Below are 25,829 nucleotides of genomic sequence, written 5' to 3' on the forward strand. Positions count from 1 at the left end.
TTGCTCTCCCTTTAGAAAAGGGAGAAATTTTTATCATTTCTTCCCCACAAACCATTTTTCTTCGATTCCTTTTGAGTCAGAAGTGGAAACGCTGACGGCAAAGCCCGCCTTTTTCATGAAATCGGCAATTTCCAGTTCTGCGCGGAATCGGTTGGGCATGCGCGTAATTTTTAATCTAACTGTCTCTATCCAGCGTTTCCACGGATTGGGTTTATCCGATGGAATGGTTGCGCGGACAAGCAATGTGCCGTCCGCGGTTAGTTTATCGTAAATCCGTTGAAAAGCAATTTGAACTTCCTTATCGGAAATTAAATGCAGCATATCCAGCATGAGCACGTAATCGACAAGTCCTTCAACTTCGGGCAAGTCCGGCGCTCGTCCAACAACAATTGAGCCGCGATTGCCGATGACACGCGAGGCAATAAGCACGCGCTCCTCATCCGGTTCAATGCCGAAAACATGGGCCTGCGGATAAATTTCCAGAAGCCAGGTAGCGGGGACTCCAAACCCGCATCCGATGTCAATTATTCTGCTGGGGTTCTGGACATACTTGTTCAGTTCCTTGAACATCGGGTCAATCATCATCTTCATGCGGGCGAAAACGCGCGGATAAGCGGGCAGATGACGGTAGCGTAAAATTGTCCGGCGCAAATGTTCTTTGGAACCAATCGTAAATTCACCCGTAGGATATTGAACCGGGGCAAATATTTTTTTCATCAGAACCGGAAGGATAAAGAACACTCCTATCAAACAATAACTGATTCCTAAAAATGAAACTATTCCGATGCTGCGCAAAAGCGCGTGATTCGCAAGTGCCAACACACCAAAACCTATTAATGTGGTAAATGCCGCCAGAAAAATCGCCAGCTTGATGGTATGCATTGCCGGATGTTTTTCATCAAAGTTGCGCTGATAATGGCAGATATAGTAAAACGCATAATCATCCCCCATGCCCATAATGACAATCCACAGCATAATACTGGGGATATCCAACGGATGGCCGATAATTTTCAACGTTCCCAGAGTGGCGCAAAGAGCGAAAACGATCGGTGCCAGCGCTGCAAGCGACAATTGCCAGTCCAGGAAATATAAAAAAGTAACAAGCACAATCCCGATGCTGATGATAATAGCGATTTCCAGAAAAAGATTTTTCAGAAAATCGCCCAGCCTTTTGTTGAACAAATCCCCGTCAAATATCTTGGCCAGGCCGCTTTGGGAAATCCGTTCGAAAAAATCTTCCGCGTTATAATTTTTTCCGGCAACAAGCAGGCTCAGTTGTGTAAAACCGGTAGGGCTTTGGGCAATACCAAGCATTTCAAAATACTTTTGAGGTATCTCGAAGGATTCGGGACTTTCCTGATTCATTATTTTCCAGAAGGGTTCAAAAGCATTGGGCGCGAAGCCGTTTTCTTTGGCTGCCGCGTTTATATCTCGCTTAAAAGCAGCTATGCGGTCTTTATTCCAGAAAGCGCGCCAGGCCGCAAAATTGCTTTTGACTGTATTCTGAGACGGAAACAAGATGGAAGGTAGAAAAGCAGGAGATAACTTTTCCTGCCGCACATCGCTTGACAGCCATGCCATTAACTGATCATTTTTTTTCTGCATTTGAGCAATGCTTGGAGCTTCCAGAAGAACATAGCATTTGCCGGAAAGATTGCCCCACACACTTTGCATTTTTTTGTCGGCGTTTATTGTCTCGTTGCTCATGGAATTCATGGTGTTCATATCGACATTAAATACTGGTTTGGCGAAAAACAGCATTATCAGACCAAAGACAATAGCAGCAATAAATTTCCAATTCGCAGGTGCGGCAAATTTCTTAACCGCATTGAAAAGAAGGGGATTGCTTGGTTTTGCTGCCGGCGGCATGGCCGGAAATATTTTCGGAAAAACAAAGTGAACAAAAAGAAGAGCAAAGGTAACTCCGAGAGCGGAAAAAACGCCAATTTGTGCCAGAATTTTAAAATCGCTGATCAGCAGTAAAAGGAACGCGCCAACTGTTGTCAGTACCGCCAGAAGTTCCGCCGACCAGACCTCCCGCGCAACCTCCTTGCCGTAAGTAGTCTGGGGCTGATCCAGAAAAAGCAGGTACGCAATTCCCAGATCAACAGTAAAAGCCATAATGGCACCGCCGAAACCGACGGCCAGCATCGACATGGATTTAAACAAGAAAGAACAAATAAACAGGGCGGCAATTGCTCCCACGGTCGATGGCAGAAGCGCCAGCAGGCCGATGAGCGGACGGGGAAAAGCGAAGATAAGCAAAAGAGCGATGCCCAATGTCGTTAATATTATGGCCATCTGCATGTCGCGTTTGGCAATGGTTTCATTATCCAGAGCCACGCGATAAGCGCCGACAGATGTCAGTGTATATTTATTAGTTGAATCCACATTTGCTGCCAGTTCTTTACTGCAATCATCAAGGAGTTTTTCAATTTTAACGGCGGTTGATGTATCAGTTCCCGAACCTTTGATTCTGGCGATGATAAGAGCATTTCTCCCGTCTTCGGAAATCAGCTGTGCCTGATAAAACTGGGCTTTGTTGGCGGGAAGCAGAGCGGACATCTGCCCCAGAATAACGCCGGAAAAACCCAGCGGGTCTTTGGCAATCATTTCGCTTCTGCCGATTCCTTCAAGCTGTTCCAGTGACTGCCGATTTTGCACCATTGCTTCTCTGATTTTATCAGGCGACAGAAGCGGCGCAATTTTCTGTTCCAGATCGGCAGCGCTCAAAAGCGCGGGTAGGTTATCGTTTACATGCGCCATGAGTTCCGGAAAGTTCTTCGCGTCATCTCCTATACCGACTTTGGTGAAAAGGTTGCTTTTGCTAAGTTTTTCCGAAAGGGTTACTGCCGTACTAACCAGTTTGTCGCGATCAGGGTTTGTCTGTTCAAGGTTGATGAATATTTTATCCTGAACGGGCAGGTGTTTGATAATAAGACGCGCGTCAGCCAGCACCGGATCATTGTGCGGCATTGATTCCAGAATGTCTGTTTCGATTTTCAGATTTTTGGATTCCCAGAAAAAAAGCACCGCCACAATCAGAGTAACTACAAAAACAATGGACCATTTGATTTGATATTTTTGCAGGGACATGAACACCTTTAAATTCGTTTATTTATCGGTATTTGACAATGATTTTATTGTGAGACTCAAATTTCAAAAACGAATAACCTAAAGGTCACTATAGGTGTATTGAAATTTGTAAGTCGTAGTGAGTCCCAAATTTCAGAAGCGCAGCTCACTGAAATTTGTTGGACGAACTATCCAATTCCGATTAATCGGAATTGGGAACAATCCCGCAAAGCGGAGGGTACTATAGTACCAGTGATAAACCATATTTTGCCGGTAGTGGCAAGACAAAAAGCCTTGGAGAAAAGCTTTATCAATACTTGTTTCCTGTGTTCAGATGATTGACAGGATGTTTTCAGGCGACCCGCAAAATCAGCCCTTCTGTTTCTTGAATTAAGTGGTATGCTATAAGAAATTCAAAAGCTTATACAATTGGCTGAAATTCATAAATTCGTAGCCATGTCTATGCCTTGTCAAATTGCTTGCAATTGCTTATAAAGAAGAGTAAAAGCACGCGCTAGTGATTAGGGGAAGACGGTTAAGGAGCCGTATTTACAAAATATTATGGCATCAAAAATTATTTTTTCTAATCTCAGCCGTAACGATGATTATACAATATTGCTTAATGGTCAGGACATGGGCACCATTTTTCCGCTGAAAGCTATTACAATCGACGTGGAAAAGGGGAGATACGAGCTGGATGTCAAAGGCAGTAATGAAGAAGGATTGCCGAGTATGTGCAATCCTGTTCAGATTACTATAGCAGATGGCAAGAACGTCCATTTGAAGATAGTTGCTCTACACTTTGCGATCGGCATATACGACGAAAAGGGGAAGCAGTTAAATGACAAGGATGGTGTCTTTTGCGGATATGTTGCCGATGGTGTTCATATAGATAATCCTGAATAATGAATATTCCTGATAACAAACCGCATCAATCGCTCTTTGATCGCCTGAAACATCGTTTTATCGGCGAGCCTCGCAATATCAACGAACCATCTCTCTTTCACAAAATTTCACTGATTCCGATTCTTGCATGGATCGGTTTAGGCGCCGACGGCCTGTCATCGTCCTCCTACGGTCCTGAAGAAGCCTTCAAGGCCTTGGGGCCCCACACCTATCTGGCTATCTTTATTGCTATAGCGACCGCGTTCACGGTGTTCATTATTGCTTTCGCTTATTCCCGCATCATTGAAAAATTTCCCCACGGCGGCGGCGGATACATGGTATCCACCCACACGATCAGCAGTGGCGCGGGCGTAATTTCCGGTTCGGCCCTTCTGGTCGATTATATCCTGACAATTACCGTCTCTCTGGCCGCCTGCGGAGATGCCATTTTCAGCTATCTTCCTGCCGCCTTTTTGCATTACAAGCTACCCTTTGTTATGGGGTTGATCGTTCTGCTGGTCTTTCTCAACCTACGGGGCATGAAGGAGTCGGTAACTTTTCTCGCGCCTATCTTTATAACTTTCGTTATCACCCATGTCCTGCTGATAGGTTATGGATTATATTCTCACGTCGGTGAATTAGGACCGGTGGCCCAACGATACAGCGGTGGGATCAGCATGGATCTATCCACGATAGGGTTTGTCGGGATTATGGCGATTTTTTTACGCGCCTTTTCCATGGGCGGAGGTACTTATACAGGGATTGAGGCCGTTTCCACGGCCATGCACATCATGCGGGAACCGAAAGTTCAAACGGGGAAGCGCACCATGCTTTATCTGGCCGTGTCGCTGGCTATAACGGCATCGGGCCTGCTTTTCTGTTACGCACTGTTTGATATCAAACCGGCAACAGGGAGAACCCTTAACGCCATTCTGGCGGATATGACCTTTAGTGGCTGGTATCTGGGAGGTGCCCTGGCTTTTATTACCATCCTGTCCGAAGGAGCCCTCCTTATCGTCGGCGCTCAGTCTGGCTTTGCCGGCGGTCCCAGTATCATGGCCAACATGGCCAAGGACTCCTGGCTGCCCAGACGTTTTTCAGCTCTTTCGGAACGCCTGACTATGCAAAACGGTGTCCTCCTCATGGGAGCGGCTTCCCTGGCGGTGCTTTTATATACCAGAGGTTCTGTAACGGCCCTTGTTGTCATGTATTCGATCAACGTTTTTCTTGATTTTACACTCTCCCAGTTCGGCATGTCGAAGTTCTTCTTTCAAAACCGCAGTAAGGATAAGGCTTGGGCAAGCCATATTTCTATTCACATCATAGGATTAATTCTTTGTTTGACGATCCTGCTCGTGACGGTTTTTGAGAAATTCGGAGAGGGGGGCTGGGTTACTCTGGTCATCACGTCAACGCTGATTGGCTTGTGCTATCTGATTAAAAGCCATTACCTGAAAGTGCGCAAGGGCGTGCGTCAGTTGGAGGAAATCCTTTCTTCCATTCCATCCGGGCAGAAGCCTAATGAAGAGCCTCTTAATCAGAATGAACGGACAGCCATTCTTTTGGTTAGCGGTTATAACGGATTTGGCCTGCACTCATGGCTTTCTGTCTTCAGAGAATTCCCCAAACTCTATCGCAATTTTATTTTTGTGTCCGTGGCGGAAATTGATTCGGGGGCTTTTAAAGGTGCCTCGGAGATAGACGCACTGAAAGCATCGATCGCAGAGCAACTCGAAAAATATGTCAAGTTAGCCCGTTCTTATGGTTATGCCGCTGATTATCGTATGGACGTAGCAACGGATGTTGTAGAGGCAGCGACCAACCTCTGCCAGAAAATTGTACAGGAGTTTCCTAAATCGTCAGTATTTACGGGTAAGCTCGTTTTCCGTCAGGAGAATGCCTTCCAGAAGATTCTTCACAACGAGACTGCCTTTGCCATTCAAAGACGCCTGCAGTGGGAAGGCATCACAACTGTTATTCTCCCGGTTCGTGTGAATATCTGATGAGACGAAGATATTACAAACGGAGTACGGTAATATCTGTTAGTCGAATTATCCAATAGCTAAGGGCTATTGGATATTATCCCAGGTGCAGAGTGACGTAGGATAAAGTACCATATAAATCTTTCCTCACTTGAGGGGAGGAAATTAAAAGGAGGGTGAAATATTTTTATCAAAGCCCCCTCCCTTTAATTCCCGCCCACCAGGGGCGGGAAAACTATATTGCTATTTTATAAAATTAATTATTATTTCAGGAAAAATATCCGACTGAAAATTAACCGGCTGAAGGTTGAGGAATTGCGTAAGAAATCAACGAATGGGCGAAAGTGGGAAATTCTTTCTCCATTGGGATTGTAATTAACACGTACCGGAGCTTCTATTACCGGAATGCCGTTTCTTCTGGCGTGAACTAGAATTTCAACTTCAAACTGAAACCGCCGCGCCTTTGTTTTTAAATTAAGCACCTCGGGCAAGGGATATATGCGAAATCCGCTTTGAGAATCCGAAATAGCCGGTCCTCCGGAAGTTCGCACCCAGAAGTTGGAAAACTTCCTCCCAAAACTGCTTGTCCAAGGCACATGTTTGCCTTCCATACCGGTTCTGGCTCCCACCACAATCGGCCTTATTTTTTTCGGAATAGCTTTAATTATTTTTCGCGCATCTTCCGGATAGTGCTGGCCGTCAGCGTCGATAGTGATGGCCCAGTCGGCCACATTTGATGCCGCGGCAAAGCCGGTTAAAATGGCTGCGCCTTTGCCCTGATTTTGCTCATGCCGCACGATTTTTATACCGGCTATATCTTTAATTTGATCATACGAGTTATCAGTTGAGCCGTCGTCAACAACAAAGACGGGATAGCCCATGGCCTGCGCATTCTTAACAACCTGCGCCACAGTTCCCGCATGATTGTAGACGGGAATGACAAACGCAAAACGGGTGTTTTTGTTTTCAATTCTCATTATCTTTCGACTTTAACAAACAGTGTCTTAAGCCGTTTGTTTATCTTCCTTATTAGTTACAAATAGCATAAAAAGTTAAATTGATAAACAATTGTCATACCGGCGAAGGCCGGTATCCAGGAAAAATTAAATCTGGATTACCTGGTCACGCCAGGCAATGACATTTTATACCAATTTTTAATCTAACTTTCTTGATATCAAAAGAGTGTGATTCTGTTTGACAAGCGATATTAAAGAAAGATAGGCTTTAGAAAAATTAAGGCAGAATTATTGTTGGACCGGATGAATTACCTTATTGCAGTAGTTTAGTTAGAGGTAGTGATGAAAATAACCAAGTCCATTTCAAAATTGATGCATGCAGCAATATACCCATTCCTCGAAAGAAAATCTCTTCATTTGTCTCAGGCCGGGCAGGACATCTGGGTGTTTGGCGAAGTTTTTAACGAAATGAGAAATGGGTACTTCATAGATTTAGGCGCACATGACGGGATCTATTTAAGCAACACATATATATTGGAGTGCAAATATGATTGGAGGGGGATTTGCGTTGAGGCAAATCCGGCTAGTTTTAAACTGCTGAGGAAAAACAGGCAAGCCGTATGTATCAACGCGTGTCTCGATGGTCAAGAGGGCTTTGTTGATTTTGCCAAAAGAGGTTTGATGGGCGGCATAATAGCACCGGATAAATTCAATAAAGATGGCGAATCATGCGAGGTATTCAGGGTAAAAACACAAACCTTAAATAATCTTTTAAAAGAAATGGACACACCTCATGAAGTTGATTACCTTTCTATTGATATTGAAGGAGCGGAAGAAAGCGTATTGAAGGAATTCAACTTCAACGATTATCTATTTAAGTGCATAACCATAGAACGTCCCACCGGTACGCTTAAAAAAATATTTACCGATAATGGATACATTCTCATCAAGGAAATTCCTTTTTTTGAGTGCTTTTATGTACACGAAAGCTTTTTCGGCCAATACTGTACCAATCTGTTTGACTTCTACAATAAAAAGTATCTGGCGATGCGCTGGAAGTGAGGCGTATTTTTCATACGCCGCAGCGCCTCAAGGATGAAGCGCAATCCCGATAACATCGGGACAGGTGGCCTCTTTACGGAGTCGTCCCATCCGGTAGGAATGCTACCCCCCACGTCCCCGGTCCCATATGCGCGCCGGAAGTCAGAGACAAAGGTTGCACAATAATTTCTGCCTGCCTGTAGAGGTTCGTCACCATTTTTTTAACGGTGCCATTCACCCAGTTTTTGTTGTTGGAATATTCCAGCATTATCAATGCGCGGGAATCATTTTTGAGTGAAGCGGCAAGTTTTGCCAGGGCGAACTTTACCTGATCTTCCTGATTTCTGACCGTACCGACTTTTTTTGCTCCTTCGGGCAGAGGCGATATTACCGGTTTCATGTTCAGCTTATCGCCAAAGAAGGCGCTGGTTTTGGAAAGACGGCCGCCTGCCGCTAAGTATTGTAGTTTATCGAGAAACACGTACTCCTCACATTTCTCCACAGCTTTTTTGGCGAAATCAAAAGTATTTTTAATATCATTTGTCCGGGCAAGATGTTGAGCAGTTGCCAACGCGATTGTCCCCAATCTGCCGGAGGCCGCACCGGTGTCAATTATTAAAAGCCTGTCATCCTTGTCATGTTCTTTTTTCCACGCAAGCGCTTCCTGATAATTGCCGGTAAATACGGAACCCACGCACAGATATAAAACTTTTTCAAACCGCTCCAGAACGCTTTCGTAGAACTGATGCCGCTCGTAAACAGAAGCTTGAGAAGTGGTTACTTTCACTTCCTTGTTCATCGCGCTATAGAGTTCTTCGGGATGAAAGTTAGTCTCCGGCAGGCATTTTTCACCGATGGTCAGATAACTGTTCAGAAGCGTGAAACCGTATTTCCTGGCGTCCTGACTGGTCACGGAACCCGCGGCGTCGGTCATGATGTGCAATGGCCCTGTATTGGCATGTTTGAATTCTTCAATTTGAGAAGCCAGATTGTCATCTTCCCAATTTATTACGTTGCCCAGACCGGAAATTTGAGACCGTACCTTTTCCTTGTCTTGAGTGTGCAAATGGATTTTATAAAAATCACCTTCGGGAATAATAATAACTTCTTCCTGCGTACTGGTGATTATCTTTAATTCATCGGGAGAATAGTTGGGCGCTTTGACGACGAAATCAACGCAATAACCTGATTCCGTGTTTTCCTGAAAAGAAGACGATATTCGTAAACGATTTTTAAATGTCTCCGTGACTGGGCGGCAATTATCAGGAATGCTGGCCAGCGCGTAAAAAAAACCTTCAAAAAAGATATACATTCCCAGAGCGCCCGCATCCACTACTCCCGCATCTTTCAACCGTGGCAGTTGCTCATTAGTTGCATGAACTGCTTTTTCCAGACCGGCGATTATTTTATCAACAGTTTCTTTATCGGTAGTTACTTTCCCAGGCAGGACATCCGCAAGAGCATCAAAAACGCTGAGCATTGTGCCGGGCCGTGGATTGCTCAAAGCCTTCCAGGCTTTGGCCGTTCCCTCCCTCGCGCGGTCCGCGAGTTCAGAGATATTCTCCATGGCGCAAAAAGCAGAAAAAAACTGAGAAGCGATATTGCCGGAATTGCCGCGTGCCGATAAAAGGAGCTGATGAATAATTTTTTCTTTCGGTTGGCCGGCATTGCGCAAGGGGAGAAGACTTACCGAGAGGTTTCTTCCTGTATCACCGTCAGCAACAGGGAAAACATTGATGGAATCAAGCAGGTCGGCGCGGGCAGCCAGACGTTCCAGCCCGGCGATAAAAGATTTTTGCAAAGTTTCTTCCATTTCAGAAACCGAAAGCGCGGCGAATTTCCTCCGGCATGCTGAACAACATTTCCATTCCCGGAATTTTTACCGCCACCTGTTCCGTGCGGCCGCGCGTGCATATTTTCCCATCTGTCGCTTTGCGAATTTCAAAATCAACAATCAATTTTACATATGCGTCAACAAGCGTTGCCTTGCAGATTATTTCGTCGTTGTGACGCAGGGGAAGAACATGCTTGGTCGAGGTTTTGATAATGGGAAAGATTAACTGATACTTTTCAAAGAAAGAGTATAAATCAATACCGTTATGTTCGAAAAGCGCCGCGCGCGCGATTTCAAAGTAGTTCAAATAGTTAGCATGCCAGACTATTTGCATCGGGTCGAGATCGAAAAACGGGACTTTAATTTTTACTTCAAAACTTTTTTGTTTTTCTTTCATGGCTTTATCTTAAAAAAATCGGAATATTTAATCACTTCGCAGATATTTTTTATATCTTTATCCATTTCCCTGTCTTCTAAAATCGGCGCGCTGACTGACCGGATTTTTCCCATGATGGCGGCCAGCAGGGGTCTTGCTTCGATATTGTTTCTGATGTCGCAGGCCTGTGCCGCTGCCAGAAGATGAATGGCGACAACTCGTTCCGTTAAAGTGCATATTCTTTCGGCATCGCGCGCCGAAATGGTTCCCATGCTGACCTTATCTTGATTGTGCGATTCCGTGGAGCGTGAGAAAGAAGCCGCCGGCATGGTTAATTTCAGAGCTTCCGCAGTCAGTGCGGATGATGAAATGGACATGGCCTTGAAGCCGTGCCGCAAGCCCTTTTCGTTAGGCGGCTTTCTGACCAGATCACCGGGAAGCCCTCGGTTTAAACTCGGACTGACCAGGAGCATTATCTGGCGGTCGCACATATCGGCAACAGATGCCAGCGCGGCTTTCAAGCCGTCCATGGCGAAAGCGATATGCCCGCCGTAAAAATTGCCGCCCATCAGCACTTCGCCGGTTGCGGGATTGAAAATAGGATTATCGTTGGAGCTGTTGGCTTCAATCTCGACCCATTTCTTTATCCAGTCGAGGCTATCATATAAAACTCCGGCTACCTGCGGAGAACAACGCAGAGAATAAGGATCCTGCAGGGTTTCCAGAGAATCGTCCTCCAGGTGTCCTGCCGACACTTTTGTTTTCAAGAGACGTAGAATCTGCGCGGCTACAAAAGTTTGACCGGGAAATGGTTTCGCTTCGGAAATTACCGGGTGGTAATGATCTGCGTTTCCTTTAAGTGCGTGAATGGAGAGCGCTGTGGCGTAAATCGTGGCGGATAAAATCCGCAAGGCTCTTTCGATATCCAGAACCGCTATGCCCGTCATTGTAGTTGTGCCGTTGACCATGGCCAACGGCTCTTTGGGACGATAATGATAGGGTTTTATTCCGGCCTTTTTCATGGCCTTGGCCGCGGTCATTTTTTTACCCTGATAAATAACCTCGCGCTCACCCATCAGACATGCTCCAATATAGGACATCGGTGTCAAATCACCGGATGCGCCGACTGAGCCTTCGCAGGGGACAATCGGCGTTATGCCGTTATTTAGAAAATCAGCGAGTTGCTGAAGCAAAGCAATTGATACACCGGAGTAACCGCGCGCCAGGCAAATGATACGGCACAACATGGCTGCTCTTGTTTCTTCGATGCCGATGGGTTCTCCCGTACCGCAACCGTGAAAAGTAAAAATATTGACACCGTTTTTCAAGGCAATATCCAATGGCATGCGCTTGCCACATGATTTGCCGTAACCGGTTGTTACTCCGTACACAGGTATTCCCTTGCGCATGGATTCCATAAGAATATTTTGAGTTTTTTCCATCTTCCTGACAAATTTACTGTCTTTACTAATCCGTACAGGCACACCGTAGCGGGCCACGGCAATAATATCCTCAAATCTGACATTGCTACCGTCAATGACTACGGAGGCTTTGTTCACATTTCTTTTCATCAGCTAAAATTTCCTTTCCTGTGTTACCGGTTGACGCACGCGTGGCTTGTACGTCCCGTCCACTTTTTCTTTATCCACAACATTTTTCAACATCTTGAACATTTTATAATTTTGAGGTTCTTCCTCGTAAAATTTGTCCCAGGCGTAATAATAAAGCGACTGCAATTCATCCGAAGTTAATAATTTAGGCTGAAAAACAACTTTTCCGCAAGTATAATCATTCCAGTCGTAAGAAAAAATTCTTTTTTCGTTGTGCAAATCATCAAAAGTGCGTGTATGCGGAAAAGGAGTAAGCACGGTGAATTCCGCCATATCCAAATCGATTTCCAGCAGAAAATCAACCAGCTTCTTTATATAATTTTCGTCGTGATAATCGAGGCCCATCAAAATGCTTCCTTCCACGGCGATGCCATAGTCGTGATAGCGCTTGACACGGTCGCGGATAAAATCGGAAGAATCAAAAATTGCCTGATAAACAAACCATGCACCAGCCCGCGCTGCCAGATCCAGCACCTTGTCGTCATCTTCAATGGGATGACAGCAAAACTTCTTCTTCAGCGGAATCATTTCTCTGAATAAATCTATTTCCCATTGTTTGTCCTGCGCCAGCGAATTATCCACCAGAAAAAGCCTGTTGTTGTTGATACTGGACAATTCTTCGACAACTTTATCCAGTGGGCGGGGACGGAATTTTTTACCACCCAGGAATCTCACTGCGCAAGGATAACAATTAAAGCGGCAGCCACGTGAGGCGTGCACCAGATCAACCATCTGGATGCCGCGATAATTATAAACCTCGCGATCTAAAATGCTGCGGCGTGCAGTACCGACAGTTTCAATAGCAGGTAAATCCTGCATATAGTCGTATACCTTCTGCAATTTGCCATTCCGGAAATCAGAAAACACCTGCTCCATCCGGCCTTCGGCTTCTCCCAGAAAAACGCAGTCGGCGTGTTGTTGTGTTTCTTCGGCGTGCAGCATGGTGGCGATACCGCCCATCATTACCTTGATCCCTTTTTCGCGAAACTTGTCGGCTATTTCCCAGCCGCGTTTTATTTGTGCCGTCAGCATGACCGAAATACCGACAAAATCGGCAGGCTGGTCAAAATCAATTTCCTGTATGTTTTCGTCGATAAAATCCACTTCTACATAATCAGGCAAAGTAGCGGCAAAAACAACCGGTCCGTGCGGCGGCAGAATAAACCGTGTTTGACGATCCAGCTTTTCCCATTTTGGATAAATCAGTTTAAATTTCATGTTTTTTCTTTCAAGCAGTTAATAGTTTTTATAATACGCTTCATTGTTTACAATATTTTATGATTTCCGCCAATAAAAAATTATACGTCAGCCCTATTGGCTATTTTAAATTATTTCCTCCAAAGATATTGCAGGAATAATTTCCTCATTTTTCTATTTTATTATTTTATGATAAGTTCCAGTCAGTAATCCTTGATTTTCATAGAAAGATGGTATGGAATTCAGTACACAACAAATAGGTAAATTTTTAATTCTAACAGGAGTTTTGATTGCGCTGGCGGGAGCGTTGTTAATGATTTTAGGGCGTGCAGGTTTGTTCAAATTGCCCGGTGATTTTGTATTAAGCGGTAAAAACTGGAAAATCTATTTCCCTGTAGCCACCAGTATAGTAATATCAATTATACTGACTATTATCATTTGGATAATAAATTATTTCCGTAAATAAGAAATTGCGTGTAAAGAAGATGGCATATAACTATTTAAATGACAGGCGTCTTGTTAGATACCGGTATGATATTTTGAAATCAGGGAGGAACCCAAATGTCTTCCATTGAACAAGCGGCTAAAATCATTTCTTCGGCCCGGAAAGGCGCGGCTTTTACGGGGGCCGGCATTTCCGCTGCCAGCGGTATATCCACCTACCGGGATTCCGGCGGATTGTGGGATCGTTACGGATCACAGGGCATGCTCAATGTCTTAGCCAAACATCCGGACAAGACGCATGAGATTTTGGACGGTTTCTTCTCTGCCCTGGAAAAAGCCCGGCCGAATCCGGCGCACCTGGCCATTGCCCAACTCGAAGAAATGGGTCACCTTGAGGCTGTCATTACCCAGAATGTGGACAATCTCCACAGGGAAGCCGGAAGCAAGTCCGTCTACGAATTGCATGGAAACCTGTTCCGGTTTCGCTGCATGACCTGCGGGAGGAAACAAGGATCTAGGCGGGAGGCTTTTTTTGAGATCGTCCGCCCGGTGCTGAACAAAGCCGATGCATTTTCTTTGGAAGCGTTGTTGAATGCCTTTCCCAAATGCAAATGCGGGGGAATGACACGGCCGGACTTTGTCAGTTTTGGGGAGGCCGTTCAGGATTTGCCCGAGGCGAAAATCGCCGCTCAAACCTGCGATGTCATGTTGATCGTAGGTACCTCAGGCGTGGTCTACCCGGCGGCCGCTTTGCCTGAAATTGCTAAATCCTCTGGTGCGTGCCTCATAGAGATCAATTGGAAGGAATCGGAACTGACCTCTTTGTGCAATCTCTCAATCCGGGCTCAGGCAACCGATGCCTTGCCCCGGATTCTGGCATGTCTAACGCCTTCAAAAACACCGTGAAAGACCCCATTCTTTCTTTATGTGTGGAGTCGGCTCAGAAAAGAAGAAACCTTGATTAAATATTTCAGCCGGTAATGATCAATTTTATAAATGAGAATTTCATAATGGGTTACTTCTTGAAAATCTCGTTTCTAAAGTATTAATTTTATGCTAGGTAATAACCACACAACTACAGGCTGTATTCATAGAAATATACTAAACGTTGTCAGTCATTGAAGGAGAACACATGAACGCTCTTAGAAATACTTTGATAGTTATTTTGTTAAGTATAGCAACCACTTCAATGGCAGCACCAGCCAGTGAAAATTCGATAAAGCAATTGCTGGCTGTTACTCAAGCACAAAAGCTTGCTGATAATATGCAAACCCAAATCAATTTACAGATGAACAATATCATTCAGCAGGCACTTAAGGGAAAGACTCCTACCGCAAAACAACAAAAGGCTATATCAAATATGAAGAACAGAGTGACGGCTCTCATGCAAAAAGAGTTTGCATGGGAAAAACTGGAAAAAATGTATATCCGCCTTTACAGGGAATCGTTTACTGAAGAAGAAGTCGCCGGAATGTTGTCGTTCTACAAAACAACAGCAGGTAAGGCGGCTATCAACAAAATGCCGGTGTTGATGCAAAAATCCATGCAGGAGATTCAGGGTATGATTTCTGAATCAATTCCGCAAATGCAAAAAATCGAAAGTAATTTCGCTGCTGAAATGAAGTCTGCAAACAATTAAAGCTGGCATTATTATTTTTTTCTGCCTGAGATCCTCAATTTTGATGTCCTCTGAACTTTACTTAATATGCTTTAATATTATTAAAGTGAGGTCAATATCATGGATGGTTTAGTATCTAAAAAAGAAACATTGATAAAGTTGCAGCACCTGGAAGGTATTAAATGCTTTGCCTGCAGTCCTTCAAATCCCGTCGGCTTGAAGATGGATTTTTATGCTGATGAAACATTTGTTTCTTCATGGCTTACGTTAGCAGATCATTTCTGTAGTTGGGACAAATATGCCCATGGGGGGATTGTGGCAACTGTTTTGGATGAAATCATGAGTTGGGCTGCGGTCTATTTTAAGAAAAAGTTTGTTTTTACCAAATCAATTAATGTTAATTATTTAAAACCTGTTTTTACGGATACCGAAATTAGGGCAGAGGGAAGGGTTCTGGAGTGTTTAAGCGAAAGGAAGGTCGTTATGGAAGGGTGTGTTTACAACAGTAACGATGAACTATGCGCTAAGTCCACAGGGGAATATGTTCTTATTGATTCTTTTACAGGAAAAACTTAATCTCTCTAATCTGAACATCTGCGGATTATGTAGTCGTATACCATTAACATGTTGATGATTTTTACGTTACTCTCTTTCCATCAGCAATTTTCACTTGTCAGCGCACAATAATCCTGAGCACTTGCAGATGTAATCTTTTGCTCTTTTGGGATAACTGAAAATCTGAGTGTCGGTTGTTCAATTCTGCCCTGATCCACAATAACAAAAAGGGATTAACCATCGATGGTTAATCCCCTTTTTGTTGATAGTTTTTTAATTTACTTTTTGCTTCGAAATTCCGCTAAAAGTTTTTTAACATAATCCAAGTCGTCTTTTGAGTAATACTCCTTTTCGGCAAAGTCATCCCACACATGAAGGACTCTATTTTTAAAAGCTTCAGTTTCATCCGGCGTCATTTTAACCTCTTTCATTCCGTGTTTATACATGGCGGCAATGCCCTTTTCATTAATTGCCCGGATTTTCTCTCTAAAATCCTTCTCCATTGTTTTTATGTAATTATCAACAGCTATTTGCTCTTCCTTGGGAAGTTTGTTCCATGCTTTTAACGATACAACACCGCCAGCCGGAGAATATCGTATGGGAAGAGGATTAATGTATTTCATCACGCTATATAGCTGAGCACCGACCGCCCATATTGCTGGGCTGATAAGAGCATCACATATCCCTGTACGGACTGCCGCAGATACTTCAGTAGGTCGAACTGGTACGGGACTTGCGCCCAAAGCCATAAGGGTCTTTTCTTCCATTGGACCATACCATGTTTGAAAGCGGCTTTTCTTAATATCATCAAAAGTCCTGATTTCGCGCTTTGTGGAGTAAATTTGATCAAAGCCCTGTTCTGCCAGAATAACAAGGTGATATCCTCTTTTTTCAAACCATTCATTAATGCGCGGCCTCATCTTTGAATAAACATATTCAACTTCGTCATAATTATTAAACAAGAACGGAAGCGCAAACAAGGTCATCTCCGGACAAACCATCACCATTCCATGTCCGGAAAATCCGCCTCCCTGCAACTGCCCGTTTATCATTTTGGCCAATATATCCGGGTCATCTCCCATCCTGCCGCCGTAATACCAGTCCAAGACAACTCGGCCATTTGTCGCCTTATCTATCCCGGGATTAACAATATCTCTTATTAAAGCAGCCCATCCCAACTGTTCCGGAGCTATTGTCCCCATTTTAAAGACATAAATCGTTTTATCGCTTTTGGTTTGTTTAATGTTTTCCCCCCATGCCATAGAGAAAGACCCCATAAAAAACACAACAATTCCTATAAACAAAAGCCATACGATATTGCGTTTCATAAAAATCTCCTTTCTAAAATATTTTTAAAATATAATTACAAGTTTTTCTTTTCCAGATAAATTTAATACATAATAACACTATTAATTTTTTTTAAAAGAAAAAAAACTGTTTGATTTAGAAACAATTGGTATGTTTTATTAATTAGGGTACTCTTATTGTTGGGATAATGTAATTTATTTCTGTTACAGCAAAAAATCTAACCTACTGAAACTCCTCGCTATACGTACGACATTTTTTCCCAAAAATCAAATAGGCATAAGTGCCGCCGAAAGAAATTCCGGCCAGAACGGCATTATTGATTTTCAGTTCTTTTTTCTCTCCCATGACTAATGCAAGTGGTCTTAGAGGATTCGTCAGTCCAATCACCGGTGGCAGAGTATTTTCTCCCATTGAAAGCGCCAGAGCGCAAGCTCTGATGCCGCCGCTGGAAAAACTCTCTCCTGTTGATCCTTTTATTGACGTGACAAACGGTTTTTTCTCCGAAGAGGCAAATATTTCTTCGTAAGCTTCAGCTTCCACAGCATCGAGTGTTTTGTCGCCGTTAGCCGCCGCGAAAATAGCCTGAATATCATTGATCGAAGTGTCTGCGTTTTTCAGCGCACGGTTAAATGTCTTTTTTATACATTCCGGTTTTTGCGGCCACGCGGTCGGTTTTGTCGGTGATGAACCCATGCCTGCTCCTTTGATTTCACAATAGGGCTGGCGTCCTCTGGCGATTGCCGATTGCAGGCTCTCCAAACAAATTATGCCGCATCCTTCTCCGGCAATCATTCCATTTCGTTCTTTATCGAAAGGTCGGCAGGCTTCAATGCCACCGTTTTGGGGAGAAAGCGCGTGAAATTTTGTCAGCGATTTGTAGTAAAATTCAGATAAAATGTCTACGCCGCCGGCAAAAATAAAATCGGCAGTGCCGCGTCTGATTTCCGCGGCGGCATAGGCAATCGCGTTTTCGGCAGAAACGGCAAAATGCGTTATAGTCGTGTTGATGCCGCGAAATCCCAGTTCGATAGAAGTATGACCGGCAGCGGCGTTCATAACAGTATTTGGTACCAGTATAGGGTTGACAGATGCGGGTCCTCCGGAAAACAGCGTTCCCAAAAATTGAGCGGTTATATCAGTTGCTCCGAAAGCAGTACCGAGAACAATGCCAACGCGATCGCGGTTTGCTTCTGTGATTTGAAATCGGGCATCATCCAGAGCAATGCGTGACGAGGCCGCCGCCATCAGTGATATTTTATCCATCTTACGCATGTTTTTCGCGGAGATGAAATCACGCGGATTGAAATTGCTAACCTCTGCGCCCAGATGCGAGGGAAAATTGCTTGTGTCAAATGATTTGATTTGAGCAATTCCGGTTTCGCCGGAAAAAAGCCTGCGGCCAAATTCTTCCTTGCCGATTCCCAGAGGAGTTACCATGCCGATGCCGGTTACAACCACACGTTGAGCGTTGTCTGTTTGCTGATTTCTATTCATGGGCAGGACCCCTTTCGGAATACCTGCCGAAAATTAAAGTGGTGTTGTTTCCTCCGAAAGCGAAGGAATTGGAAAGTACTGTGCGCAATGACGATTTTCTGGAACCGGATGTGACATAATCCAGATCGCACTGCGGGTCATTTTCCTGATAATTGATTGTCGGCGGTATAAAACCGTCCTGCAGGGCCAGCGTCGAAACAATGCCCTCGAGCGCGCCGGAAGCCCCTAATGTGTGTGCGTGCATGGATTTGGTGGAACTGACCGGAATCGAGTAAGCGCGTTTACCGAAAACTTCCTTAATAGCTTTAGTTTCGGTAACATCATTGACCGGAGTGGCCGTGCCGTGCGCATTGATATAATCGATGTCGTCAACAGAAAGACCGCTGTCTTTCAGCGCCGCCTGCATGGAACGGATAGCGCCGGAGGCCTGTTCGTCGGGAGCGGTCATGTGAAAGGAATCGCAGGTTATGCCATATCCTAAAACCTCAGCGTAAATTTTTGCTCCTCTCTTAAGAGCGTTATCCAGTGATTCCAAAACCATTATTGCCGCGGCTTCGCCCAACGAGAGCCCGGCGCGATTTTTATCGAAAGGCCGGCATGTTTCAGGGTCAACTGATTTGAGTGCGTTAAAGGCGGCGTAAGTAAGCCGGCACATAGGCTCTACGCCTCCGGCAATCATGATAGAGGCATGACCGTTGGCGATTAAATCCCGCGCGTAGCCGATGGCGGTGGCGCCTGCGGAACAGGCTGTCATGAAAGTTGATTTAGGCCCCATAAAGCCGAAAGCGGAAGCAATATGGTCAGCGGAAGACGCGCAAAACAAAGACGATAGGGTGGAAAAATTCGCATCTTTGCCGTTATTATTTAAGTAATCTCTATAGAATATTTCAGCCTCTAGAAGCCCGCCCGCGCCGCCACCGATGGCAAGGCCGATTTCTTCTTTCAATTCTTCCGGTGGAGGATAAAGCCCGGCGTCGCGCAATGCTTCCAATGTTGCGGCAAAGGAAAGCATATCTGCCCGCGACATTCTTTTAATAGAAAAATTTTCGGGAATATAATCACGGGCGATAAAGTTTTTGATTTGCCCGCCTGTCTGAGAACGAAATCCGGAGGCATCAAAAAGATCAATCGCTCCAATGCCGCAGACGCCTTCCTTAATGGCGCATGCAAAATCCGGCACATTCTTGGCGATTGCGTTTAATGTTCCTAATCCGGTGATGACGATGCGTTTTCTCAAATCAAATCCTTATCAATAGGCTGTTGAAAAACACTCGTCTGCTGCGTTGTGCTGCAAACCGCACCGCTCGACGTATGTCTATATACGCCTCGCGGTTCGCTTCTTACGCGCCTTGCATCTGAGCATTTTTGAGCAGCCCATCAAGTGAAGTAAGAAGAGTGTTCTGGACCTTAAGAAAACTTAATTTGGCCCCGATAAAAAGTCAAACAAATATTGACATATAAAACCGGACTTCCTATACTTTTAGCGGCCAATCTTTGTCAAGATGGTCTTAAAATTGTAAGGATGCTCAAGGTGCAGATGTGATTTTTCCCAGTCAAGTTACAGATAATCTCAGGATTTTAGGCAATGAATATTTTCATTTTTATCTGATACAGGGGAACGATACCTGTGCCCTAGTGGAAATTGGAATATCTGCAACGGCCGATATTCTGTTGGAGCAATTATCCTCCATGGGTGCAGAGCCTGATTTCCTGATTGTCACCCATCCCCATAGCGATCATGTTACAAGTTTGGATTACCTAAAGCAGGCTTTTCCCAAAGCGAAAGTAATAGCGGGCAAAGGAGCAGAATCATTTCTCAATCATCCCAAGGCCATGAAAAGTATGATGACTGAAGACCGTCATATGATGGAATCTATGATATCTCAAGGTCTCTTTACCTGCAGGCCGGTAATTGCGTTTCCGCCATCGCTATCCGGATGCACGATCATGAACGATGGCGACGAACTTGATCTCGGAGGATTGATGATCAGCTTTTTGGAGGCGAGAGGACATTCTCCGGGAAATATCCTCGTTCATATTCCTGATTTAAAAACTCTTCTGGTATCGGACAGTCTGGGGAACCGCTATCCCGGGCAAGGATTTTTCCCTACCTTCTTTACAGGTTATACCGATTACCTGGCAACAATTGATCGTCTTTCGGCACTTAATCCGCAGATTCTCGGCCTTGCCCACAACGGTTTGTTCTCCAGAGATGAAGATATTAAGGCGATATTTCAAAAATCCCGGGAAGCTGCAAATTATGTGAAGAAATATATTATTAATGATGATCGTGATGATGAAACGATCGCCCGAAATCTTTTCAAACTTTATTACAATGATGAACTCACCATTTATTCGCCGGAAAATATTTTGAACTGCTGCAGGTTATTGGTACGCAGGATCAGAGAATTATAATTTGCTTGGCGTAAGAAACAAAAAGGAAATAAAATGGTTGACATACAAAATTCTTCTTCATAATGTTTCCACCGTGATTACGGGTACGACTCCAATGCAATCTTATGGATATAACCTTTTCTTTGATGTCGTAAATAAATCTTTTGTTGAGGAACAGAATGATTAAGAAAATATTTTGGATAATAATTTGCTTAATCGGAGCCGTGGCATTTGGCGCGGTTGTGGGAGTATGGAATCCTTCAGAAAAAGTGAACGCTCTGTGGATTGTAACTGCCGCTGCGTGCATTTATCTTGTGACATACAGATTTTACAGCGCCTTTATTGCAGCAAAGATATTCGCGCTCTCCGGCGACCATAAGACGCCTGCCTTTACAATGCGTGACGGCATAGATTATCATCCTACGAACAGATATGTACTCTTCGGGCATCACTTTGCGGCCATCGCCGGCGCCGGTCCGCTCATCGGGCCGATGCTGGCGGCTCAGTTCGGTTATCTTCCCGGTTTCCTGTGGATACTTATAGGAGCAGCGCTCTGCGGAGCCGTGCACGATATGGTGATTCTGGTGGCTTCGGTGCGCCGTAACGGGCACTCACTGGCGCAGATTGCACGGGACGAAGTGGGTCCAATTGGAGGAGTTGCCGCATCATTCGCTATTCTTTTTATCATCATCGTTGCTCTTGCCGGTCTGGGGCTGGCGGTGGTCAATGCCCTCACCCACAGTGCCTGGGGCACGTTTACAATTGCCATGTCGATTCCCATTGCTTTTTTTATGGGCTTCTATTTGTACAAAATACGTCGAGGGAAAGTGGGTGAAGTAACTGTCATCGGAGTTACACTTCTCATCGCGGCAGTCATTGGCGGTCATTATATACCAGGCTCTGGGCTTGAACCCATATTCAATCTCAACAGAAACACTCTGATAATCTGCATGGCCCTGTACGGCCTTATTGCATCGGTTCTGCCCGTATGGATGCTTTTATGCCCCAGGGACTACCTCTCAACGTACATGAAGATAGGGACGATCCTGCTGCTGGCGGTAGGCGTGATTTTTATCGCGCCGAATCTGCAAATGCCGGCCTTGACAAAATTCATAGGCGGCGGCGGTCCGGTTATTCCCGGCAGGATATTTCCCTTCATGTTTATTACCATCGCGTGCGGAGCCATATCCGGTTTCCACGCTCTGATATCTTCCGGCACTACACCTAAAATGATAAGCTCGGAGAAAGACATACGCTTGATTGGTTTCGGGTCGATGCTGGTGGAGGGTTTCGTTTCGATGATGGCGCTTGTTGCGGCGTGCATCCTGCTGCCGGGCGATTACTTCGCGATTAACACTACTCTTTCGTTCGACCAACTGGCGGCCATTGGTTTTCCCGTTGACCGCATCAAGGAACTTTCCGCTATGGTAGAAGTCAACGTGGTAGGACGTCCCGGCGGCGCGGTTTCTCTTGCTGTGGGTATGGCCTCTATTCTGGGCAGTCTGCCCGGAATGAATGGCCTTATGCCTTACTGGTATAATTTCGCGCTGATGTTCGAAGCCTTATTCATCCTTACCACTGTTGATACAGGCACGCGCGTGGCGCGTTTTCTAGTTCAGGAAATGGGGGGATTCGTCTATAAGCCGCTCGCACGCCGGGGATGGTATCCCGGCATATTCATATCAAGCTTGTTTGTTGTTGGCTGCTGGGGATTTCTTATTTACACCGGGACGGTAAAAACTATCTGGCCGATGTTCGGCGTGGCGAATCAGCTTCTAGCGGCCATCGCGCTGGGTGTAGGAACCACGATCATCATTAAGGAAAGTAAACTGCGTTATTCCATGGTAACTTTCATTCCCATGCTTTTCATGTTTACAACGACCTTGACTGCTGCAGTTCAGTTGATCATATCCTATTGGACAAAAGGCCGGGCTGAGATGGCCTTGGGCCTTGCCACTTTACATACAATTCTTGTTAGCGTGATGGCAATATTAGCGGTCGTGGCGCTGCTGAACATGATCCATCGCTGGTATTTGCTGGTCATTAAAAAAGAGGGATTGGCGCCGCGCTCTCCGGACGGCAAAGTGATGTATCCGAACGTTGCCGGCGAGACATGCGATGCAAATGAGTTACATTTGTAATTTATTTTTCTCCGCTGACATACGTTTGATTTAAAAAAGTGTAAAGGAAATAATTCCATGAGAAGATTAGTCAACATTCCCTTAATTGTTTTGATGTTGCTCCTATGGAGCGGTTGCGTTTTTAGCCAGGACAATCTTCAGTTTATAAACCTGGGTAATTATCGTCTGGAGAATGGCCAGATTATCCGTAACTGTCGCCTAGCCTATCGCACCTTTGGCGTTTTGAATACAGATAAATCCAACGTCGTTCTGTTTCCCACCTGGCTTGCCGGAACGACAAAAGATTTGGTCGATCTGGAATTAATCGGACCGGGAAAATTGGCTGACAGCTCAAAGTACTTTATTGTGGCAGTCGATGCTTTTGGTAGCGGCGTATCCTCTTCGCCGTCCAACAGCAAGCGTCAGCCTGATCAGTCCTTTCCGCCATTTTCCATTAAAGATATGGTGAATGTCCAGCATCTTCTTCTAGCCAAATATCTGCATTTAACTCGTATTCATGGCGTAATCGGTATGTCTATGGGCGCAATGATGGCCTATCAATGGATGATTTCCTATCCCGACTTCATGAATAAGGTTGTTGCTGTTGTTGGGTCGCCTCGGTTGACTTCGTATGATCTTCTTCTTTGGCAAACAGAACTTAATGTCATCAATAATGCTTGCGCGAGAAAATCAAAAAAGGAAAATACAGGCATGAAAACAGTAGCGGGAGTTCATAATCTGCATTCAAGAACACCTCATTACATTACGGCCAATACACCGCCTGAATACTTTCCTCAATTTTTGGCCGAAGCGGAAAAGAGCATCATGAAGTTTAACGCCTATGATTGGGCGTGGCAATTAAAGGCTATCATGGGTCATGATATTTATCGTTCGTTCGAAGGGGAAATTGAGCCCGCCGCAAAAACTATACGGGCAAAAGCACTCATTGTCTGGGCCGGGCAGGATCTTACGGTCAATTCGGAACCAGCCCGGACGCTGGCCAGGTATTTGAATGCCGACACCCTGGAATTGCAAGGCGATTGCGGTCATTTGTCTTTTCTTTGTGAGAACGAGGTATTGCGTGATAAGGTCAATCAATTTTTGAATGATTGACCGATCATTTTAATTGACATACACGATCACCCATCGTATTATTTTAACTGTGCAGCGGAGAGGTTCAGGGAACATTTGGAATAAAAAATAATAAAGGTGGGAGAAAATGATTCAAGATCGTCTTGATAAAATTGAAGAGAAACTGAAGCAGAGCAATGCGGTTAAAGAAAACGATAAAGCTGAATTGTTGAACCTCCTGAAGACTCTGAGAACGGAAATTGCCGACCTTTCCCAAACTCACCATGAGCAGGCGGAAAGCGTTGTAAGATTTGCCGAATTATCCGCCCATGAAGCCACGCGCAGCGAAAAGAGTTCGGACCTCATTAATTTGTCGATTGAAGGTTTGACTTCATCGGTTCAGGGTTTCGAAGTATCTCATCCAAGACTGGTGGAGATTATCAATACTTTTTGCACAATGCTTGCTAAGCTTGGAATATAGATCCTCTGTTTTGGATGCCTGTCCCATTGATTTATTTACTTCTGAAGTTGATTATCGCTCTGATCAAAAATGCAACAACGAAATGTATGGAAATTGGTAAGTTGAATCCCAATGTATGGGGATAAAGCTTGAGACAACATACGTAGCAGGGGAAAGGCAGCGAGATATGATGGTTATCGGTATCAATGGAAGCCCGAGAAAAAACGGGAATACAGCGACTCTGCTGACAAAAGCACTGGAAGGTGCGGCGTCACAAGGGGCTGACACCGAACTGGTGCATCTGTACGATCTTTCTTTTAAGGGATGCAGCAGTTGCTTTGCGTGTAAGCTCACTGGTGTATCGCACACCGGAATATGTGCTCAGAAAGACGACTTGAGTCCGATACTCAAAAAGATTGTGAACAAAGCTGATGCTCTTATCCTGGGGACACCGATATATTTCGGATCGATGACCGGTGAAATGCGTTCATTCATAGAAAGACTTCTGTTCGCTCCCCTCGTATATAGCATGCCGCCCAGGTCTGTATTGCCGCGAAAAATCAATACGGGGATTCTCTACACTATGAACATTACCGAGGAAATGTGCGAAGAACAAGGTTTGAGAACAATGTTCCAATCTACGGAGAAATCGTTTCGCATGATCTTTGGTGGGACGGTTGAAACCTTTTGCTGCTATGACACCTGTCAGTTTCCCGACTATTCTAAAGTCGTTATGGAGTATATGGATCCGGTACAGAAAGCGAAACGGCATGAGCAGGAGTTTCCGAATGACTGTCGGAAAGCATTCGAGTTCGGTTGCCGGATTACCGGTAAATCACGCTATATTTAGTGAGTTCCAAGCCTAATACCCTGAATAACCTTAAGGTCACTATAGGGGTGCCATGGCGCTACCTGGATACGCGATGTAACTGCGTCGGAATTGATAAGTTGAATCATGATATATCGAGACAAACCGGAAAATAATATACAAAAATAATATACATGGTTGACATAAAAGACCGATATCCCTATACTGTCCTCACAAGAAGATGGTTTTTATATACTTCTGCGGCAGTTGTAAAGATGCGTTAATGCAGAAATAATCGTAATCATAAATTATGACGGGGGAGGTCTTTATGTTGAAAATAGCTAAAATATGTTTTGTTATATCCGGATTTCTTCTTATTGCAGATTCCACTTTAATGATTCTGAATAAGCCGAATCCCCTTGGACTTCCGCTTCCCTGTCCCATAACACTCTCTATATTAGGTATAGGTTTGATTTTATTTTCACTAGCAAAAAAATAAGACTGAAGTGTATTCGAGATCACGGCGTTGCTATTGGTAAATCGATTTTAAGCGTGTCAAAACAAAGCGCAGTAGGATATACGTGGATAGGATCATGGTTCT

At 44.7% G+C, this 25,829-nt stretch carries 22 protein-coding genes; 12 read left to right on the forward strand and 10 right to left on the reverse strand.

The annotated features are described in order from the left end of the window. Positions 1-33: 33 nt before the first annotated feature. On the reverse strand, positions 34-3,096 hold the full coding sequence (locus CVU62_11535; GenBank protein PKN37227.1) for a hypothetical protein: 3,063 nt from the start codon (positions 3,094-3,096) through the stop codon (positions 34-36). Positions 3,097-3,636: 540 nt separating this feature from the next. On the opposite strand from CVU62_11535, the gene CVU62_11540 reads away from it, so the two are divergent. Together CVU62_11540 and CVU62_11545 are read left to right on the forward strand one after the other, a co-directional pair. Further along, positions 3,637-3,981 carry a hypothetical protein gene (locus CVU62_11540; GenBank protein ID PKN37228.1) on the forward strand — a complete coding sequence of 115 codons (345 nt, stop codon included), beginning with the start codon at positions 3,637-3,639 and terminating at the stop codon, positions 3,979-3,981. Next, complete coding sequence (locus CVU62_11545) at positions 3,981-5,963, forward strand: amino acid transporter (protein ID PKN37229.1); 1,983 nt, start codon at positions 3,981-3,983, stop codon at positions 5,961-5,963. Before CVU62_11540 ends, CVU62_11545 begins: the two co-directional genes overlap by 1 nt. Positions 5,964-6,205: 242 nt before the next feature. On the opposite strand, the gene CVU62_11550 is transcribed toward CVU62_11545, so the two are convergent. Beyond that, positions 6,206-6,919: a glycosyltransferase family 2 protein gene (locus CVU62_11550; GenBank protein PKN37230.1), complete on the reverse strand. Its 714-nt coding sequence runs from the start codon at positions 6,917-6,919 to the stop codon at positions 6,206-6,208. Positions 6,920-7,240: 321 nt separating this feature from the next. Between CVU62_11550 and CVU62_11555 the strand changes: the two genes are divergently transcribed. Next, complete coding sequence (locus CVU62_11555) at positions 7,241-7,960, forward strand: FkbM family methyltransferase (protein PKN37231.1); 720 nt, start codon at positions 7,241-7,243, stop codon at positions 7,958-7,960. A gap of 73 nt (positions 7,961-8,033) precedes the next feature. On the opposite strand, the gene CVU62_11560 is transcribed toward CVU62_11555, so the two are convergent. From CVU62_11560 to CVU62_11575, 4 genes are read right to left on the reverse strand one after another with little or no spacing between them, the layout of a single operon-like run. Next, positions 8,034-9,752: a hypothetical protein gene (locus CVU62_11560; protein PKN37232.1), complete on the reverse strand. Its 1,719-nt coding sequence runs from the start codon at positions 9,750-9,752 to the stop codon at positions 8,034-8,036. A gap of 1 nt (position 9,753) precedes the next feature. Then, positions 9,754-10,170 carry an acyl-CoA thioesterase gene (locus CVU62_11565; GenBank protein PKN37233.1) on the reverse strand — a complete coding sequence of 139 codons (417 nt, stop codon included), beginning with the start codon at positions 10,168-10,170 and terminating at the stop codon, positions 9,754-9,756. Beyond that, complete coding sequence (locus CVU62_11570; GenBank protein ID PKN37234.1) at positions 10,167-11,720, reverse strand: histidine ammonia-lyase; 1,554 nt, start codon at positions 11,718-11,720, stop codon at positions 10,167-10,169. The genes CVU62_11565 and CVU62_11570 overlap by 4 nt, the downstream gene beginning before the upstream one ends. A gap of 3 nt (positions 11,721-11,723) precedes the next feature. After that, positions 11,724-12,977, reverse strand: coding sequence for a radical SAM protein (locus CVU62_11575; protein PKN37235.1), 1,254 nt, complete (start codon positions 12,975-12,977; stop codon positions 11,724-11,726). 214 nt (positions 12,978-13,191) lie between these two features. Between CVU62_11575 and CVU62_11580 the strand changes: the two genes are divergently transcribed. The 4 genes from CVU62_11580 to CVU62_11595 all read left to right on the forward strand — a co-directional run bounded on the left by CVU62_11580 (position 13,192) and on the right by CVU62_11595 (position 15,594). Beyond that, entirely contained in the window at positions 13,192-13,422 is a 231-nt protein-coding gene (locus CVU62_11580; GenBank protein PKN37236.1) for a DUF2905 domain-containing protein, read from the forward strand. A gap of 95 nt (positions 13,423-13,517) precedes the next feature. Then, complete coding sequence (locus CVU62_11585) at positions 13,518-14,306, forward strand: NAD-dependent protein deacylase (protein PKN37237.1); 789 nt, start codon at positions 13,518-13,520, stop codon at positions 14,304-14,306. A 226-nt stretch (positions 14,307-14,532) separates the two neighbouring features. Then, positions 14,533-15,039, forward strand: coding sequence for a hypothetical protein (locus CVU62_11590; GenBank protein PKN37238.1), 507 nt, complete (start codon positions 14,533-14,535; stop codon positions 15,037-15,039). A 99-nt stretch (positions 15,040-15,138) separates the two neighbouring features. Next, complete coding sequence (locus CVU62_11595; GenBank protein PKN37239.1) at positions 15,139-15,594, forward strand: hypothetical protein; 456 nt, start codon at positions 15,139-15,141, stop codon at positions 15,592-15,594. Between the two features lie 257 nt (positions 15,595-15,851). On the opposite strand, the gene CVU62_11600 is transcribed toward CVU62_11595, so the two are convergent. From CVU62_11600 to CVU62_11610, 3 genes are all read right to left on the reverse strand, one after another. Further along, on the reverse strand, positions 15,852-16,901 hold the full coding sequence (locus tag CVU62_11600) for a C4-dicarboxylate ABC transporter substrate-binding protein (protein PKN37240.1): 1,050 nt from the start codon (positions 16,899-16,901) through the stop codon (positions 15,852-15,854). 202 nt (positions 16,902-17,103) lie between these two features. Then, positions 17,104-18,375 (reverse strand): hypothetical protein, encoded by a 1,272-nt coding sequence (locus CVU62_11605; GenBank protein PKN37241.1) that lies wholly within the window; start codon positions 18,373-18,375, stop codon positions 17,104-17,106. After that, complete coding sequence (locus CVU62_11610) at positions 18,368-19,612, reverse strand: beta-ketoacyl-[acyl-carrier-protein] synthase family protein (GenBank protein PKN37242.1); 1,245 nt, start codon at positions 19,610-19,612, stop codon at positions 18,368-18,370. The genes CVU62_11605 and CVU62_11610 overlap by 8 nt, the downstream gene beginning before the upstream one ends. Before the next feature lie 302 nt (positions 19,613-19,914). Here CVU62_11610 and CVU62_11615 point away from each other — a divergent pair, with 302 nt between their 5' ends. The 5 genes from CVU62_11615 to CVU62_11635 all read left to right on the forward strand — a co-directional run bounded on the left by CVU62_11615 (position 19,915) and on the right by CVU62_11635 (position 25,270). Then, entirely contained in the window at positions 19,915-20,790 is an 876-nt protein-coding gene (locus CVU62_11615; protein ID PKN37243.1) for a hypothetical protein, read from the forward strand. Between the two features lie 158 nt (positions 20,791-20,948). Further along, a complete protein-coding gene (locus CVU62_11620) occupies positions 20,949-22,910 on the forward strand; it encodes a carbon starvation protein A (protein ID PKN37244.1) in 1,962 nt (653 codons plus the stop codon). A gap of 57 nt (positions 22,911-22,967) precedes the next feature. Beyond that, entirely contained in the window at positions 22,968-24,002 is a 1,035-nt protein-coding gene (locus CVU62_11625; protein PKN37245.1) for a hypothetical protein, read from the forward strand. A 106-nt stretch (positions 24,003-24,108) separates the two neighbouring features. After that, positions 24,109-24,441, forward strand: a complete 333-nt coding sequence (locus tag CVU62_11630) for a hypothetical protein (protein PKN37246.1) — start codon at positions 24,109-24,111, stop codon at positions 24,439-24,441. 166 nt (positions 24,442-24,607) lie between these two features. Continuing rightward, the gene (locus tag CVU62_11635) at positions 24,608-25,270 is read left to right on the forward strand and encodes a flavodoxin (protein ID PKN37247.1); all 663 of its coding nucleotides are present in this window, start codon (positions 24,608-24,610) and stop codon (positions 25,268-25,270) included. A 189-nt stretch (positions 25,271-25,459) separates the two neighbouring features. Here the strand turns inward: CVU62_11635 and CVU62_11640 are convergent, their stop codons facing one another. After that, positions 25,460-25,672, reverse strand: a complete 213-nt coding sequence (locus CVU62_11640; protein PKN37248.1) for a hypothetical protein — start codon at positions 25,670-25,672, stop codon at positions 25,460-25,462. Between the last annotated feature and the right edge of the window lie 157 nt (positions 25,673-25,829).

The sequence above is a fragment of the Deltaproteobacteria bacterium HGW-Deltaproteobacteria-2 genome (assembly GCA_002840505.1).
Taxonomy (GTDB): Bacteria; Desulfobacterota; Syntrophia; order Syntrophales; family Smithellaceae; genus Smithella.

Coding starts and splice junctions, on each gene's coding strand:
- CVU62_11620 (PKN37244.1), top strand. CDS start 20,949: ATGATTAAGAAAATATTTTGGATAATAATTTGCTTAATCGGAGCCGTG.
- CVU62_11535 (PKN37227.1), bottom strand. CDS start 3,096: ATGTCCCTGCAAAAATATCAAATCAAATGGTCCATTGTTTTTGTAGTT.
- CVU62_11625 (PKN37245.1), top strand. CDS start 22,968: ATGAGAAGATTAGTCAACATTCCCTTAATTGTTTTGATGTTGCTCCTA.
- CVU62_11560 (PKN37232.1), bottom strand. CDS start 9,752: ATGGAAGAAACTTTGCAAAAATCTTTTATCGCCGGGCTGGAACGTCTG.
- CVU62_11580 (PKN37236.1), top strand. CDS start 13,192: ATGGAATTCAGTACACAACAAATAGGTAAATTTTTAATTCTAACAGGA.
- CVU62_11575 (PKN37235.1), bottom strand. CDS start 12,977: ATGAAATTTAAACTGATTTATCCAAAATGGGAAAAGCTGGATCGTCAA.
- CVU62_11595 (PKN37239.1), top strand. CDS start 15,139: ATGGATGGTTTAGTATCTAAAAAAGAAACATTGATAAAGTTGCAGCAC.
- CVU62_11585 (PKN37237.1), top strand. CDS start 13,518: ATGTCTTCCATTGAACAAGCGGCTAAAATCATTTCTTCGGCCCGGAAA.
- CVU62_11590 (PKN37238.1), top strand. CDS start 14,533: ATGAACGCTCTTAGAAATACTTTGATAGTTATTTTGTTAAGTATAGCA.
- CVU62_11600 (PKN37240.1), bottom strand. CDS start 16,901: ATGAAACGCAATATCGTATGGCTTTTGTTTATAGGAATTGTTGTGTTT.
- CVU62_11605 (PKN37241.1), bottom strand. CDS start 18,375: ATGAATAGAAATCAGCAAACAGACAACGCTCAACGTGTGGTTGTAACC.
- CVU62_11540 (PKN37228.1), top strand. CDS start 3,637: ATGGCATCAAAAATTATTTTTTCTAATCTCAGCCGTAACGATGATTAT.
- CVU62_11640 (PKN37248.1), bottom strand. CDS start 25,672: ATGGGACAGGGAAGCGGAAGTCCAAGGGGATTCGGCTTATTCAGAATC.
- CVU62_11635 (PKN37247.1), top strand. CDS start 24,608: ATGATGGTTATCGGTATCAATGGAAGCCCGAGAAAAAACGGGAATACA.
- CVU62_11555 (PKN37231.1), top strand. CDS start 7,241: ATGAAAATAACCAAGTCCATTTCAAAATTGATGCATGCAGCAATATAC.
- CVU62_11550 (PKN37230.1), bottom strand. CDS start 6,919: ATGAGAATTGAAAACAAAAACACCCGTTTTGCGTTTGTCATTCCCGTC.
- CVU62_11565 (PKN37233.1), bottom strand. CDS start 10,170: ATGAAAGAAAAACAAAAAAGTTTTGAAGTAAAAATTAAAGTCCCGTTT.
- CVU62_11545 (PKN37229.1), top strand. CDS start 3,981: ATGAATATTCCTGATAACAAACCGCATCAATCGCTCTTTGATCGCCTG.
- CVU62_11570 (PKN37234.1), bottom strand. CDS start 11,720: ATGAAAAGAAATGTGAACAAAGCCTCCGTAGTCATTGACGGTAGCAAT.
- CVU62_11630 (PKN37246.1), top strand. CDS start 24,109: ATGATTCAAGATCGTCTTGATAAAATTGAAGAGAAACTGAAGCAGAGC.